Origin of the sequence: Pseudothauera nasutitermitis (genome assembly GCF_004801295.1) — a bacterium.
Lineage (GTDB): Bacteria > Pseudomonadota > Gammaproteobacteria > Burkholderiales > Rhodocyclaceae > Pseudothauera > Pseudothauera nasutitermitis.
On sequence record NZ_SSOC01000001.1, the window covers coordinates 687,040 to 700,542 of the forward strand.

14 protein-coding genes and 2 pseudogenes are annotated in these 13,503 nt (G+C 64.1%); 7 read left to right on the forward strand and 9 right to left on the reverse strand.

Going from position 1 to position 13,503, the window contains the following annotated elements; translation table 11 throughout:
- Nucleotides 1-23 precede the first annotated feature (23 nt).
- From E6C76_RS03235 to E6C76_RS03245, 3 genes and pseudogenes are all read right to left on the reverse strand, one after another.
- Nucleotides 24-389 carry a type II toxin-antitoxin system RelE/ParE family toxin gene (locus tag E6C76_RS03235; RefSeq protein ID WP_136346803.1) on the reverse strand — a complete coding sequence of 122 codons (366 nt, stop codon included), beginning with the start codon at nucleotides 387-389 and terminating at the stop codon, nucleotides 24-26.
- Nucleotides 389-679: a type II toxin-antitoxin system ParD family antitoxin gene (locus E6C76_RS03240; protein ID WP_136346804.1), complete on the reverse strand. Its 291-nt coding sequence runs from the start codon at nucleotides 677-679 to the stop codon at nucleotides 389-391. The genes E6C76_RS03235 and E6C76_RS03240 overlap by 1 nt, the downstream gene beginning before the upstream one ends.
- A 125-nt stretch (nucleotides 680-804) precedes the next feature.
- Nucleotides 805-975, reverse strand: a pseudogene (locus tag E6C76_RS03245) (ParA family protein); the annotation flags it as partial.
- A 69-nt stretch (nucleotides 976-1,044) separates the two neighbouring features.
- Here E6C76_RS03245 and E6C76_RS22675 point away from each other — a divergent pair.
- Nucleotides 1,045-1,449 (forward strand): TetR family transcriptional regulator C-terminal domain-containing protein, encoded by a 405-nt coding sequence (locus E6C76_RS22675; RefSeq protein WP_136346805.1) that lies wholly within the window; start codon nucleotides 1,045-1,047, stop codon nucleotides 1,447-1,449.
- Here the strand turns inward: E6C76_RS22675 and E6C76_RS21975 are convergent.
- Complete coding sequence (locus E6C76_RS21975; RefSeq protein WP_168734227.1) at nucleotides 1,444-1,680, reverse strand: hypothetical protein; 237 nt, start codon at nucleotides 1,678-1,680, stop codon at nucleotides 1,444-1,446. The genes E6C76_RS22675 and E6C76_RS21975 overlap by 6 nt on opposite strands.
- A 46-nt stretch (nucleotides 1,681-1,726) precedes the next feature.
- Here E6C76_RS21975 and E6C76_RS03255 point away from each other — a divergent pair.
- From E6C76_RS03255 to E6C76_RS03270, 4 genes and pseudogenes are all read left to right on the forward strand, one after another.
- Nucleotides 1,727-1,975, forward strand: a pseudogene (locus E6C76_RS03255) (acetyl-CoA C-acyltransferase); the annotation flags it as partial.
- A gap of 55 nt (nucleotides 1,976-2,030) precedes the next feature.
- The gene (locus tag E6C76_RS03260; RefSeq protein ID WP_136346806.1) at nucleotides 2,031-3,155 is read left to right on the forward strand and encodes an NAD(P) transhydrogenase subunit alpha; all 1,125 of its coding nucleotides are present in this window, start codon (nucleotides 2,031-2,033) and stop codon (nucleotides 3,153-3,155) included.
- A 14-nt stretch (nucleotides 3,156-3,169) separates the two neighbouring features.
- On the forward strand, nucleotides 3,170-3,484 hold the full coding sequence (locus E6C76_RS03265) for an NAD(P) transhydrogenase subunit alpha (protein ID WP_136346807.1): 315 nt from the start codon (nucleotides 3,170-3,172) through the stop codon (nucleotides 3,482-3,484).
- Nucleotides 3,481-4,860 carry an NAD(P)(+) transhydrogenase (Re/Si-specific) subunit beta gene (locus E6C76_RS03270; protein WP_136346808.1) on the forward strand — a complete coding sequence of 460 codons (1,380 nt, stop codon included), beginning with the start codon at nucleotides 3,481-3,483 and terminating at the stop codon, nucleotides 4,858-4,860. The genes E6C76_RS03265 and E6C76_RS03270 overlap by 4 nt, the downstream gene beginning before the upstream one ends.
- Nucleotides 4,861-5,079: 219 nt before the next feature.
- Here the strand turns inward: E6C76_RS03270 and E6C76_RS03275 are convergent, their stop codons facing one another.
- Nucleotides 5,080-5,760 carry a Fe2+-dependent dioxygenase gene (locus tag E6C76_RS03275; RefSeq protein WP_136346809.1) on the reverse strand — a complete coding sequence of 227 codons (681 nt, stop codon included), beginning with the start codon at nucleotides 5,758-5,760 and terminating at the stop codon, nucleotides 5,080-5,082.
- A 91-nt stretch (nucleotides 5,761-5,851) separates the two neighbouring features.
- On the reverse strand, nucleotides 5,852-7,996 hold the full coding sequence (locus E6C76_RS03280; protein WP_136346810.1) for a TonB-dependent receptor: 2,145 nt from the start codon (nucleotides 7,994-7,996) through the stop codon (nucleotides 5,852-5,854).
- 217 nt (nucleotides 7,997-8,213) lie between these two features.
- On the opposite strand from E6C76_RS03280, the gene E6C76_RS03285 reads away from it, so the two are divergent.
- On the forward strand, nucleotides 8,214-8,981 hold the full coding sequence (locus tag E6C76_RS03285) for a response regulator (protein WP_136346811.1): 768 nt from the start codon (nucleotides 8,214-8,216) through the stop codon (nucleotides 8,979-8,981).
- Nucleotides 8,982-8,988: 7 nt separating this feature from the next.
- On the opposite strand, the gene E6C76_RS03290 is transcribed toward E6C76_RS03285, so the two are convergent.
- From E6C76_RS03290 to E6C76_RS03300, 3 genes are read right to left on the reverse strand one after another with little or no spacing between them, the layout of a single operon-like run.
- On the reverse strand, nucleotides 8,989-10,104 hold the full coding sequence (locus tag E6C76_RS03290; RefSeq protein ID WP_136346812.1) for an alpha-hydroxy acid oxidase: 1,116 nt from the start codon (nucleotides 10,102-10,104) through the stop codon (nucleotides 8,989-8,991).
- 3 nt (nucleotides 10,105-10,107) lie between these two features.
- Nucleotides 10,108-11,451 carry a sensor histidine kinase gene (locus tag E6C76_RS03295; RefSeq protein ID WP_136346813.1) on the reverse strand — a complete coding sequence of 448 codons (1,344 nt, stop codon included), beginning with the start codon at nucleotides 11,449-11,451 and terminating at the stop codon, nucleotides 10,108-10,110.
- Nucleotides 11,448-12,164: a response regulator transcription factor gene (locus tag E6C76_RS03300; RefSeq protein WP_136346814.1), complete on the reverse strand. Its 717-nt coding sequence runs from the start codon at nucleotides 12,162-12,164 to the stop codon at nucleotides 11,448-11,450. The genes E6C76_RS03295 and E6C76_RS03300 overlap by 4 nt, the downstream gene beginning before the upstream one ends.
- Before the next feature lie 229 nt (nucleotides 12,165-12,393).
- Between E6C76_RS03300 and E6C76_RS03305 the strand changes: the two genes are divergently transcribed.
- Nucleotides 12,394-13,461, forward strand: coding sequence for an ABC transporter ATP-binding protein (locus E6C76_RS03305; RefSeq protein WP_136346815.1), 1,068 nt, complete (start codon nucleotides 12,394-12,396; stop codon nucleotides 13,459-13,461).
- Nucleotides 13,462-13,503 lie beyond the last annotated feature (42 nt).

Here is a 13,503-nt window from a genome sequence, read left to right on the forward strand (position 1 = left end):
CGGCGGTGGAAATGTGCGCCGGGCTATTCCCAGGACGCCTCGGGGTCCAGATGGCGCGCCAGTTCCATGGCGTCGTGCAGGACCCGGCCGATGACGACCAAGCCGTTTTCTGCGCGGTAGATCAGGAAGTGTCTGGGACGGCGCACGATGCCGGTTTCCGTGCGGGCGCGTTCCCGGCTCAGGCGCAGGTGCCAGGAGCGGATCCCGGCGCCGAGTTCCGGCCGTTCGATGCTGCCGACCCGATCCGGCTGGGCGGCGATGTCGCGCAGCGCGGCGATGACCAGCACCTCATAGCGTTTGCGCGCCGCTTCGCCGAAATGTGCGTGCGTCCAGGCCAGGATGTCGATGAGGTCGGCCTGGGCTGCGGCGGAGAGGCGATAGCGGGCCATCAGCCTGCGGTACGTCCTTGAACGGCGGCCTGCTGCCCCAGTTGCCCGATGAAGTCTTCGAGCCGGTCATCGTCGACGTCCACATAGCGACCGGCGGTGACGTCGGCCCAGCCCTTGTCGGCGGCCTCCTGCAGCGCCTTGAGCCTGGCCGCTTCGAGCCGTTCGCGCTGCTCGATCAGGCGCAGGCCTTCGCGCAGCACTTCACTGGCGTTCTGGTAGCGCCCCGACAGTACCAGGGCTTCGACAAAATCGTGTTGATGCTCGCTGAGCACCACGTTGCGCGTCGGCATGGCGGGCGGCTCCCGTAACGAAACGATCCAAACATAGCAGGACTGGCAGATTATGCCAATACGCCGCGCAGCGGCTGGATATCCCTGGTGCTTGGTGGAGCCATACCACTGATATAGCTGGAGTGGCCGCCGGGTGCGCGGCTGGCCAGGTCGTAGTAGGACGACAGCGTGGGCTGCACGTCCAGATCCAGCAGCAGCACGCGCAGGTCGGCGTCGGCCATGAAACCGCCAAGATTGGCGGCAATGGTCGTCTTGCCCACGCCGCCCTTGGTCGAAATGATCGACATCACCTGCATGAGGCTGCTCCTCGTGGAATTTTGACGGAAATCCTGGAAGTTCATGCCAGTATCCTTGATCGCGCCGACATGCTTGAAGGACTGCTTTCCCACGTGGTGGAGGTATCCATCCAGTTCTCGCGTCTCGAAAACGCGAGGCTCAGACTGGAGATACTGTCCGAAGCCACACGCAATACTCGCTTGGCCCGTATTGTGCGGGACTTCGATCAACGGACGCGGGAGAGCATGCTCAAGATATTGAAACGTATCGATGAATCGAGAGCCCCGTACTTGAGTGGCAACGCAATCGAATCCCGGTTGGAGCTTCTCAGCGCTTTGGTGTCCGGCTTTCTCTCGCGTGCTGTGAAGGGGGGCCATGCCGACGAACATGATCTTCGGAAATCGCTTCGTCAGACCCTTCGTTTCATCCTGATGTCGGATGTTCCAGAGAAAAGCGTTCAGACAGGAGCGGTGGTGTCGCGAGGTCGGTCATAGCCAGTATTTATGGAAATAACATGTGCGCTGAATCTTCAGTTGATCGTCCAAGTGCTGGCGTTTCGTCATGCGTTTGCGCGCAGGTGCTCCGACGAGCCCAACAGCTTCGGCCCGTGGCAGGCGCAAGCCCAGTTCGAGGAGCCGCCGCTGCGCCTGACCGGCGAAGCCAGGCACTGGTCCTGCCACCAGGACGACAGCAACTGCTTCGAGCAGCCGCGCAAACTGTTCCAACTGATGACGCCGGCACTGCAGGAGGCCCTGTCCGCCAACACCGGCTATCATCGAATCCAACGAAGCGTTCGCGTCGCAGGCCACCGCCGTGAGCCGGGCCCTGGGATTCGACCCGGCGAAAGTGAATCCGAACGGCGGGGCGGTGGCGCTGGGGCACCCGGTCGGCGCGACCGGCTCGATCCTCGTCATCAAGATGCTTGCCGAACTGGAGCGGATTGACGGACGCTTCGGGTTGATGACCATGTGCATCGGTGGAGGGCAGGGGATCGCCCTGATCGTCGAGCGCATCGGTTGAGCGGCGCGCTCTGCGCGGCCTGTTCCCATTCTCCAGGAGCGATCCGTTGTCAAACATGCCTATCAAGATTGGTATACCCGCCGAAACCGTCCCCGGCGAACGCCGTTTGCCGGTGGTGCCGGAGGTGGTCAGGAAATACCAGGACCTCGGCGCACAGGTGCTGATGCAGCCCGGCGCCGGCCTGCCGGCGCATTTCCGCGACGATGCCTTCGCCGGCGTGGCATTCGCCGCCGACGCGGCGGCGCTGTACGCCGAGGCCGACGTGCTGCTGTGCGTGCAGCCGCCCGCGCCCGAGTACCTCGCCGCGCTGAAGCCGGGCAGCGTGCTGCTGGGCATGCTGCAGCCCTGGGCCGACGCGGAGCGGGTGAAGCTGCTGCAGGAGAAGCGGATCACCGCCTTTGCCCTGGAACTGCTGCCGCGCATCACCCGCTCGCAATCGATGGACGCGCTCTCCAGCCAGGCCGCGGTGGCCGGCTACGAATGCGCGCTGATCGCCGCCGACCACAGCCCCAAGTTCTTCCCCATGCTCACCTACGCCGCGGGCACCATCCGCCCGGCCAAGGTGCTGGTGATCGGCGCCGGGGTGGCGGGCCTGCAGGCCATCGCCACCGCGCGGCGCATCGGTGCCATGGTGGAAGCCTACGACGTGCGCCCGGAAACCAGGGAGCAGGTCGAATCCCTCGGCGCCCGCTTCGTGGACACCGGTGTGTCGGCGGCCGGCAGCGGCGGCTACGCGCGTGAACTCACCGACGAGGAAAAGGCGCAGCAGGCGGAGCGTCTGGCGAAGGCGGTGGCCCAGTGCGACGCGCTGATCACCACCGCCGCGATTCCGGGCAAGAAAGCGCCGCGCATCGTCACCGCCGACATGATCGCGCGCATGAAACCGGGCGCGGTGGTCGTGGACATGGCCGCCGAGAGCGGCGGCAACGTGGAAGGCACGGTGCCCGGCGAGAAGATGTGGATCAACGACGTGCTGGTCATCGGCCCCACCCACATCGCCAGCCGCATGCCGGTGCATGCCTCGGAGATGTACGCCAGGAACCTGTTCAACTTCATCTCGCCCTTCATCCAGGACGGCGCGCTGGCGTTGGACTGGGAGGACGAAGTGATGGCCGGCTGCTGTCTCACCCACGCGGGCGAACTGCGCCACGCCGGGGTGAGGCAGGTTCTTGGACTCTGACCGGAGAGACGCACATGGAAGGCTTTAGCGCACTCTACATCTTCATGCTGGCCGCGTTCACCGGGTACGAGGTGATCTCCCGCGTGCCGGTGATCCTGCACACGCCGCTGATGAGCGGTTCCAACTTCGTCCACGGCGTGGTGCTGGTGGGCGCCATGGTGGTGCTCGGCCATGCCGACCCGGAGAGCCCGCTGCAACTGGCGATCGGCTTCGTCGCGGTGTTCCTCGGCGCGGCCAACGCGGCCGGCGGCTATGTGGTTACCGAACGCATGCTGGCGATGTTCAAACCCGGCGGCGCCAAGGCCGCGGCCAAGGAGGGCGCGCAATGACTGCCCAATGGTTTATCGACGCCTCCTATTTCGCCGTCGCGGTGGTGTTCATTCTCGGCCTGAAGGCCATGAGTTCGCCGGTGACGGCGCGCAAGGGCATCGTCTGGGCCGGGCTGGCGATGATTGTTGCCACCCTGGTCACCTTTGCCACCCCGGGCATGCAGAACTTCGACCTGATGATCCTCGCCATCGTGCTGGGCGGGGCGCTGGCCTGGTGGAGCGGCCGCGTGGTCAGGATGACCGACATGCCGCAGATGGTGGCGATCTACAACGGCATGGGCGGCGGTGCAGCGGCGGCCATCGCGGCGCTGGAGTTCGCCCGTGGCGAGGTGCATGGCACCGTGGTCACCACGCTGGCGGTGCTGGGCGCGCTGATCGGCTCGGTGGCGTTTTCCGGCTCGTGCATCGCCTTTGCCAAGCTGCAGGGCATCATGAAGAAAGCCTGGCGGCTGCCGGCACAGAACGTGGTGAACATCGTGCTGGCGCTCGCCGCGCTGGTACTGGGCGGCACGATCGTGGCCGCGGGGGAGGTGAAGGGCGAACTCATCGTCGCCTTCTTCATCCTCGCGCTACTGCTCGGCGCCATCCTCACCAGCCCCATCGGCGGGGCCGACATGCCGGTGGTGATTTCGCTGCTGAACGCCTTCACCGGCCTGGCCGTGGGTTTCGAAGGCTACGTGCTGGGCAACCCGGCGCTGATCGTCGCGGGCATCGTGGTGGGCGCCTCGGGCACGCTGCTCACCCAGTTGATGGCGAAGGCGATGAACCGGCCGATCTCCAACGTGCTGTTCACTCCGATCAGCGGCGCGGCGTCCGGCGGCGGAGAGGCGATCGAAGGCAGCATGAAGGAATTCTCCGCGCTGGATGCGGCCTCGGTGATGCGCTATGCCTCCAAGGTCGTGATCGTGCCCGGCTACGGCATGGCGGTGGCCGGGGCCCAGCACAAGGTCTGGGAGATGGCGCAGTTGCTGGAAGAAGGCGGGGTGGAGGTGGCCTTCGCCATCCATCCGGTGGCCGGGCGCATGCCGGGACACATGAACGTGCTGCTGGCCGAGGCCGGGGTGCCCTACGACAAGATCTTCGATCTGGAGGAGATCAACGCCGAGTTCCCGCAGGCGGACGTGGCGCTGGTGATCGGGGCCAACGACGTGGTCAATCCGGTGGCGCGCACCGACAAGACCAGCCCGATCTACGGCATGCCGATTCTGAACGTGGATCAGGCGCACAACGTCATCGTCGTGAAGCGCGGCAAGGGAGCGGGTTATTCCGGCATCGAGAACGCGCTGTTCTACAAGGACAACTGCCGCATGCTGTACGGCAGCGCGCAGCAGGCCATCGCCGAGGTCATCACCCACATCAAGGCGCTGGAGGCCTGAGCGGGCGGCGCGAAGGCACCCGATTGCCGGGCCGATGACTCAGAACACAGGAACAGGGGGCAAGACGACAAGCCTGGAAGCATCGGCTGGACGAGGCGGAACGACGGGCGGCCGATCTGGTGACGCTCGTGCAGCCGCTCGAATCCAGGGCACGGCAGGCCGAGCGTGAACTTCGGACCGCGCACAACCCCCGTGCGCGAGTTTCCCGGTGAGCGCGGCTCAGGTTTCGGCCCAGAGTTGCAGCAGCTTGTGGTAGTGCCCCACCAGCGCGACGGTTTCGGCGGTTTCACCGACTTGGGCGCGCAGCTTCTGGATGTTCATGTCGAGCTCGAAGAGCATGTGGCGCTTCCAGTCGTCGCGCACCATGCTTTGCGTCCATAGGAAGGACGCGAGGCGAGCACCCTTGGTGACGGGTTCCACCCGGTGCAGGCTGGTCGATGCGTAGACGATGGCGTCACCCGCTGGAAGTTTGGCTTCGTGGGTGCCGTAGGTATCCTCGATGACCAGATCGCCGCCCTCGTACTCGTCCGGGTCGGAAAAGAGAACAGTGGTGGATACGTCGGTGCGCACCGGCATGCGGCTACCGTGCGCATAGCGGATGGCATTGTCGATGTGATTGCCGTAATGCCCCCCGTCCTCGTAGCGGTTGAAGAAGGGCGGCAGAATACACTTGGGCAGTGCGGCGGAGAAAAACAGCGGATTGCGCAGCAATGCCTCCGTGACGATTTCGCGTAGGCGCGCGATCGTCGGGGTGTTTTCCGCCAACTGGCGGTTGCGCTTGACCAGGGCGGCCTGGCCGCCGGCGGTGGTCAGACCGTCCTCCCATTGCGCGGCGGCGAGCAGGGCGCGGCATTCGGCCAGTTCTTCCGGGGTCAGTAGCCCGGGAATATGGAGCATCATCGGTGTCGATTCCAGAAAGGCTGGCTGGAGGAACCGGATTGCGTCCCGCCAGCCAGATGTTCCCGGGGGCATGCCCCCGGAAGCGGATGGGTCAGAACCGGAAGTTCGCGGTCAGTTCGGCCGAGCGGCCGGGGGCGACGTTGGCGAACAGACCGACATGGGACGCATCGTAGATGGTCTCATCGGTCACGTTGAGGACGTTCAGGCGCAGGTCGATGTTCTTGCTGACCTTGTAGCCGAGCATCGCGTCGTAGCGCCAGTAAGAATCCACGCTGATGGTGTTGGCGTCGTTCATGTAACGCTTGTCCATGTAGTTGGCCCCGCCGCCGACCGTCCAGCGGTCGTTGAGGGCGTAGGTGGTCCACAGGGTGAAGCTGTTCGGCGCGACGAACTTCGACCGATTGCCGTCGTTGGCTCCGCTGCCGCCGGCCTTGACCACCTTGGCGTCGAGATAGGTGTAGCCGGCCCAGATCGACCAGGCGTCGGTGATCTGGCCGGTGGCGCCGATCTCGAAGCCGTTCACCCGCTGGTCGCCGGCGAGGACGACATCGCCGCTGACCGGGTCGGTGACGCGGGCGTTGGTTTTCTCGATGCGGAAGACGGCGGCGGTCAGCGACAGCCGGCGGTCGAGCAGATCCCATTTCGTGCCCAGTTCCCAGCTGCGGTTCTTCTCCGGGTCGAGATCGCTCTTGTTGCCGTTCAGGTTGCCGGCGCCGGCGCCGTCGGCCCCGCCGGACTGGGTATTTTCGCCAGAGGGGTTGGAGGAGGTGGCGTAGGTCAGATAGATGCTGCCGTAGGACACCGGCTTATAGACGACTCCCGCCTGGTAGTTCCACATCTGGCTGGAAGACCGGGCGCCGCTGGCAACGCGGTTTTCCACGTCGTAGTCGTCGTAGCGCAGGCCGAGGTTCACATCCCACTGCGGGTTCAGCGCGATGGTGTCGAAGAGGTAGGCCGCGAGGACATCGGTGCGGAACCTGCTGGAGACCCGGCCGTTGCCGCGCCCGACCGTCCAGCCGCCGGCGTAGGGGTCCGGGTTGTGCAGACTGCCGTTGGTGTTGTTGCCAGTGTATTTGTTCCGGTTGGTGATGGTTTCCCGGCTGATTTCCAGGCCGGCGGCGAAGCTGTGCTTGAATCCGCCCAGCTCGAAGCTGCCGAACAGGTCGGTCTGGTTGATGAATGAGCGGTTTTCCACGTAGCGGCTGCGGAAGTCGTTGCCGACCATGCCACTCTGCTCCTGCGCCACATTGCGGAAGACCGGCCGGCCCATGATGTAGTCCTGCATGGTTTCCGCGTAGCGCAGGGTGTTGCGCAGCGTCACCGCGTCGCTGAAATCATGTTCGACGCCGAGGGTGGCGATGTCGGCGGTGGTCTTGCGGAAATCGCGGTCGGCATGGCTGTAGAAGTTTTCGCGCTTGACCTTGGCCGGCTTCATGGTAATCAGCGACACCGGGTGGCCCTGATCGGGAATGTCGTCGGTCTTCAGGTGGTAATAGCTCGCCGTCACGCGGGTCGGGCCGGACAGACCCCAGGTGACGGTGGGCGCGATGCCCCAGCGGCTGACCTCGGCCACGTCGCGGCCGGCGACGTCGGCATCGTGTTTCATCGCGTTCAGGCGGACGGCGATGTCCGGCTCGGCGAAATAGCGGTTGACGTCCACCGTCGTGCGCCGGAGCTTGTCGGTGCCCAGGGTGACGCTGCCGGCGGTGAAGTCTTCCTTGCGCGCCGTCTTGCTGGCCAGATTGATGCTGCCGCCGGTCGAGCCGGTGCCGGAATAGGCAGAGCCCGGTCCCTTGACGATTTCGATGCTTTCGACGTTGAAGGCTTCGTGGGAGGCGCGGCCGAGGTCGCGCAGGCCGTCGATCTGGATGTCGGTGCCGGCCTCGAAGCCACGGATGAAGGGTCGGTCGCCCAGCGGTGTGCCGCCTTCGCCGGCGCCCAGGGTGACGCCGGGCGTGGTGCGCAGCACTTCGGTCAGCGAGGTGGCGCCGCGTTCGCGCATCAGTTCCTCGGTGATGATGGTGACCGATTTCGGGGTTTCCAGCAGCGGCGCGGTGAATTTCGGCGAAGAGCCGAATTCTTCGACATAAGGGCGCGGGGCCGGCGCGGTGACTTCGACCGGTGGAAGGGTTGTCGCTGCGCCCTGGGCGAGCGCGGTATTCGTGCCGGCGCACGTGAGCGCCAGCGCGATTGGCGTAACGGGGAAAGCTCGGTGGCGACGCTTGGAGACAATCATCTCGGAAATCCTTCCATGGCAATAAAAGAAAAATCCGGATTCCGGAGTGCAGAGAAAGCTTCCTTTGCCGGAATCAAGGAATTAAAATTCCCGTCTGGCGGGAATAAGAATCGTACTCATTGATCTTGTCTCTAATTTGCCGGCGCATGTTTTGTATTGTTTTAATGTGTTTTGATGTGCCGTAATCAAGAATGAAATTTTCTTTTGAAAGATACAAATGACACATTCAGGCAAGATTCTTATCGTCGATGACCATCCGGATATACGCGAATCGCTGACGGAATATCTGCACAACTACGGATTCGCGGTAACGAGTGCGGCGGACGGCGTGGAAATGCGCAGTCTGCTCGGCAGCACACGCTTTGATCTGATCGTGCTCGACGTCATGCTTCCTGGGGAAGATGGTCTGTCGTTGTGCCGCTATGTGTCCGAATGCCATCGGATTCCGGTGATTCTGCTGACGGCGATGAGTGAGCAGGACGACCGGATCGTCGGGCTGGAAATCGGCGCGGACGATTACGTGGTCAAACCTTTCAGCCCGCGTGAACTCGTTGCCCGTATCAAGATCGTATTGCGGCGCACACGCATGGCTGCCGTGGGGACATCGACGGCCGAACAGCTCCCCCGGACGCGCGAAACCGGTGAATCCTCGGCGAGAGTCTGCTACGTGTTCGAAGGATGGAAGCTCGACATGCGGCGTCGAAAGCTGTGCAACAAAGAGGGGGAGATCATGGCGCTCAGTACGGGCGAACTTCGTATCTTGAGTGTGCTGGTTGAACACCCCAATGTGGTTTTGAGCCGAAACCGCCTGCTCGATCTGACCGGACGCGGTATCGGTATCGGCGTGTTCGACCGGAGCATCGATACCTTGATCAGCCGTCTGCGCAAGAAACTGGAGGTCGATCCCGCGGCGCCGGCACTGATCCAGACAGTGTATGGGGAGGGTTACGTGTTCGCCGCGAACGTCGCGGTTGTTCCGGCCTGAATCTGCTTCAGTCCCGGCGGGGCGCCGGGGCCAGCAAATCGCGCGAGATGTCGGCCAGGGTACGGCAGCCGGTCAGCGCCATGGCGATTTCCAGTTCGTCGCGCAGCAGGCGGATCACGTGGGCGACCCCCAGAGGACCGGCGGCGGCCAGGCCGTACAGCCAGGCGCGGCCGATCATCACCGCGCGGGCGCCGAGGGCCAGTGCCTTGAGCACGTCGGTGCCCCGGCGGATGCCGCCATCCATCAGCACCACCAGGCGATCGCCGACGGCGTCGGCGATGGGGGGCAGGGCGTCGATCGCCGATGCCAGGGTGTCGAGCGTGCGCCCCCCGTGGTTGGACACGACGATGCCGTCGGCGCCGGCTTCCAGGGCGCGGCGGGCGTCCTGCACGCTGAGGATGCCTTTCAGGATCAGCGGCAGGCGGGTGGCCGAACGCAGTGCCTCGATGTCGTTCCAGGTCGGCGCGTGGGTCATCAGACGGTCGAACACCGCACTTTCGCCGGGAGCGAGCGGCGCCGATGGTGTGGCCGGCATGCCCTGCAGGTTGACGGCCCCGATGCCGGCCGGCAGGTGGAAGCCGGCACGCTGTTCGCGGTTGCGCACGCCGGCGATGGGGGCGTCCACGGTGACGACCAGGGCCTGATAGCCGGCCGCCTCGGCGCGCCGCACCAGATCCATCGTGAAGGCGCGGTCGGGCTGCGGGTAGAGCTGGAACCACAGCGGCGCCCGGGTCTGGCGGGCGATGTGCTCGATCCGGCAACTGGCCAGCGTGCTGACCACCATGCCGGCATCGAGCGCGTCGGCGGCCTGGGCCGTGGCCAGTTCGCCATCCGGATGGGCGAGTTTCTGGTAGGCCACCGGCGCGAGCAGGATGGGGTGGGCGAAGGTCTGGCCGAACAGTTCCAGGCGGGTGTGGCCGCCGCGCACGTCGGCCAGCACCCGGCTCTGGAGGCGCAGGCGGTCGAACGCGGCGGCGTTGTCCTGCCAGGTGAGTTCATCGGCGGCGCCGCTGGAGATGTAGGCCCAGGCATTGTCGTCGAGGCGGACGCGGGCATGAGGCGGATAGTCGGCGGCGGCGGCGACGTCGCGCGGGATGGCGGAGAGCGGTGGCAATAGGTTCATGGATTACTGTGCCCGGGCAATCGCGCCCTGATCGAAGCACAAGGTAAAGCTGGTGCCTTTCCCCGCGTTTGCCGGGGATGCAACGTCCAGATTCCAGGACTGGATGATGCAGACCCGCTTTGCGATGGCCAGTCCCAGTCCCGTCTGGTTGGCTCTGGAGGAAGACGCCGGCGCGCCGCCCTCATCGCGGGCCTGGTCCGAGCGGCGGTTGCTGAAATAACGTTCGAAGATATTGGGAAGCTCCGACGGCTCGATGCCCGGCCCGGAGTCGGTGAAGCGCAGGCCGTGGGGAATGGACTCGATCACCAGCGTCGCCGGCGCGGCATGCAGCACAGCGTTACGGATGATGTTGCGCATCACGATCATCAGCGCATGGTGGTTGAGCGTTTCTTCGTGATCGGGGCGCACTTCATTCACGAACAGCAGGCCGGCCTTGTCGGCTTCGAGGTGCAGGTTCTGGAAGATGTCCTCGACGCATGCGTGCATGTTGAAGGGCGCCTTGTCCTCGAAACGGGCGTACGCGAGGCTGAACGTGCCTTCCAGGGACTGGCTGATTTCATGGACGGCCTTGATGATGCGCTCCAGCTTGGGGCGCAGGACATCCGGGTCCGTCATCTTGTTGCGGATCATCAGTTCGGCATCGCTGCGGATGACCGTCAGCGGGGTGCGGATCTCGTGATGCAGGTTGGCGGAGAATTCGCGCTGGTCGGCGATCGACGCATCGACCTGGGCCTGCACGCGGTTGAAGACCTCCATCAGCCGGTCCACTTCATTGACGTGGCGGATTTCGGCCATGCCGGAACTGGGTACCCATCTGGTCAGCCGTTCGGTCAGCAGGTTCAGCGGGGTAATCAGCCAGCGCGCGACGGTACTGCTGATGAGCACGGCCAGCAGCGAGCATCCCGCGACGATGCCCAGCAGGGCGAGGGAGAAATCCCTGAGCTGCCGTTCCACGACGACGGTGTCGTACACCACGTAGAGCCGGCCATCCATCGCGTCCGCGACCGCCACGTGCCAGGTGCTTTCGCCCCGGTCCAGATCGTGCAGGCCCACGGGCAGGCCGCGCAGTTCGTCCGGCAGGCTCTCGGCCTGAACGTTTCTCGATTCCCCCCAGGCGAACATCGAAGGCCCCATGTCCCGCTCGAAGGGACGCTCCCAGTTGCCGCCAAAACGTGAAACGCGCTTGACCAGGCGGCTTGATTCTGTCTGGATCAAGTCCCTGATCATCCGGTTTTCCATGTACTGATAGACACAGTAGGTCAGCAATGCCGCCACGCATACGGCCAGGCTGATGAGCCCGGTCAGCACGAGCCGGATGCGCCATGCAATGGATGTTTTTTTCGTCATGCCTGTGGGTCGTGTGAATCAACCAGCCGCCAGCCGATGCTGTGCACCGTCTCGATACCATCGTATCCATGTGTATGCAGCGCCTTGCGCAGCAGGTGGAACTGGCTGCGCAAGGCTTCGGAAGAAGGCGGTTCGCCTTGCCACAGGTAATCCTCGAGTTTTTTCCGCGGAACGACTCTGCCGGCATATCTCATGAGCAGTTCCAGAATCATGAGACTCTTGCGCGAAAGCTTGACCTCGCATCCGTTGACGGTGACGAGCTGATCCGCGACCACATAACGCAATGGCCCATGCTTGAGAACGAAGGCGGTGTCGGAAAGCTGCTTGGAACGGCGGATCAATGCCTTGGCGCGCATGAGCACCTCTTCAAGCGCGAAAGGCTTGGTGAGGTAGTCATCCGCACCGCCGGAGAAACCCATCTGCTTGTCTTCCAATGCGGTGCGAGCCGTCAGCAGCAGCACGGGCGTTGATAATTGCAGCGCTTCGCGCATTTGTTTGAGCACGTGATAGCCATCCATGCCTGGCAGGCCGATATCAAGAAGAACCAGGTCGAACGATTCGTGCCCCAACTGTTCCAGCGCGGATCTGGCATCCCGTGCGATGTCGGGAATGAATCCTTCGCTCTCCAGCGCAAGAAACAAATTTTCCGCGATAGCGTGCTCATCTTCGACGATCAGGACGGTGTAGGGAATCTGCTGCTTGTTGCTGGGCATCTGAACCTCATGGCCTGGCGCATCGAGCGCAAGCCAGTGTCTTCCGGCAGGCTAGCGGGTCGTGCGTGAAAAAAACGTCAATTGAAATACAGCTGGTTTTTGTTCGCATTCTTATTCTAATTACCGCTCTCATTCAATGAAAGTTCGACGGGGAAGGGCTTACCCTCGTCCCGGGTTCCGCTCCGCCAGCCGTCCATGGGGAGGAACCATTTTGAATGGTGCTGAATACATGTTTCTTGCCGTCGAGCAGTTGAAGGTTTCCTATCGGGGCCAGGCCGTTCCTGCCGTGGATGATGTATCGCTGGGCTTGAACGCGGGTGAGATCGGCGTGCTGGTCGGCCCTTCGGGATGCGGCAAGACGACATTGCTGCGTACCGTCGCGGGTCTGGAGGAGGCCAGCGCCGGGCGCATCGCCCTGCAGGGCGAAACCATCAGCAGCCGGCAGAAGCACAAACCGGTGGCGCAGCGGCGTATCGGCATGGTGTTCCAGGACTATGCCTTGTTTCCACATCTGGACGTCAGCGGGAACGTGGCCTTCGGCATCCATGATATGCCCGTTGCCGAGCGGAATGCGCGCGTTGCCGAGGTATTGGCGCGGGTCGGACTGGACGGCTTGCAGGCGCGCTATCCGCACGAGTTGTCCGGCGGCCAGCAGCAGCGCGTTGCGTTGGCGCGTGCCCTCGCTCCCCGTCCACGCCTGCTGTTGCTCGACGAGCCCTTTTCCAACCTCGATGCGGAGCTGCGCGAACGCCTGGCCCATGAGATGCGAACCATCTTCAAGGCCGCCGGCGTCACGGTACTGTTCGTCACGCATGACCAGATGGAAGCGTTCGCCATCGGTGACGTGGTGGGCGTCATGAACCGGGGCCGCCTGCATCAGTGGGCTGATGTGCATACGGTTTATCACCGGCCGGCGACACGTTTCGTGGCCCGCTTCATCGGCGATGGTGTGTTCATCCCCGCACGCTTCGAGCCACGGGACGAGGGCGCGGCGATGCGGACGCCATTGGGGCTGCTGCGCGCCGCCTCCGGGAGCCCATTGGCGGAGTTCCAGGGCGCCGGCCAGTGCCAGGTCTTGCTGCGGGCTCACGACATTGTGTACGACGAGACCTCGCCGGTGAGGGCAAGGCTCGTGCGCAAATCGTTTCAGGGGGCCTGGTTCCTTTGCACGCTGCAACTGTCTTCGGGCGATCTGGTGCTGGCCTACCTTCCTTCATACCTTGAACACGCGGTGGGCGATTGGGTCGGCATCCGTCCGCAGGTCCGCCACCTGGCCGCATTTGCCCAGGAAAGCTGACCGTCGCCGCCCGAAGCTTTTCGTTGTCATCAGCAGGAGTCA

What these genes read in the sequence shown, in the direction of transcription:
- E6C76_RS03235 (WP_136346803.1), bottom strand. Translation starts at nt 389, where the DNA reads ATGGCCCGCTATCGCCTCTCCGCCGCAGCCCAGGCCGACCTCATCGAC.
- E6C76_RS03240 (WP_136346804.1), bottom strand. Translation starts at nt 679, where the DNA reads ATGCCGACGCGCAACGTGGTGCTCAGCGAGCATCAACACGATTTTGTC.
- E6C76_RS22675 (WP_136346805.1), top strand. Translation starts at nt 1,045, where the DNA reads ATGCTTGAAGGACTGCTTTCCCACGTGGTGGAGGTATCCATCCAGTTC.
- E6C76_RS03260 (WP_136346806.1), top strand. Translation starts at nt 2,031, where the DNA reads ATGCCTATCAAGATTGGTATACCCGCCGAAACCGTCCCCGGCGAACGC.
- E6C76_RS03265 (WP_136346807.1), top strand. Translation starts at nt 3,170, where the DNA reads ATGGAAGGCTTTAGCGCACTCTACATCTTCATGCTGGCCGCGTTCACC.
- E6C76_RS03270 (WP_136346808.1), top strand. Translation starts at nt 3,481, where the DNA reads ATGACTGCCCAATGGTTTATCGACGCCTCCTATTTCGCCGTCGCGGTG.
- E6C76_RS03275 (WP_136346809.1), bottom strand. Translation starts at nt 5,760, where the DNA reads ATGATGCTCCATATTCCCGGGCTACTGACCCCGGAAGAACTGGCCGAA.
- E6C76_RS03280 (WP_136346810.1), bottom strand. Translation starts at nt 7,996, where the DNA reads ATGATTGTCTCCAAGCGTCGCCACCGAGCTTTCCCCGTTACGCCAATC.
- E6C76_RS03285 (WP_136346811.1), top strand. Translation starts at nt 8,214, where the DNA reads ATGACACATTCAGGCAAGATTCTTATCGTCGATGACCATCCGGATATA.
- E6C76_RS03290 (WP_136346812.1), bottom strand. Translation starts at nt 10,104, where the DNA reads ATGAACCTATTGCCACCGCTCTCCGCCATCCCGCGCGACGTCGCCGCC.
- E6C76_RS03295 (WP_136346813.1), bottom strand. Translation starts at nt 11,451, where the DNA reads ATGACGAAAAAAACATCCATTGCATGGCGCATCCGGCTCGTGCTGACC.
- E6C76_RS03300 (WP_136346814.1), bottom strand. Translation starts at nt 12,164, where the DNA reads ATGCCCAGCAACAAGCAGCAGATTCCCTACACCGTCCTGATCGTCGAA.
- E6C76_RS03305 (WP_136346815.1), top strand. Translation starts at nt 12,394, where the DNA reads ATGTTTCTTGCCGTCGAGCAGTTGAAGGTTTCCTATCGGGGCCAGGCC.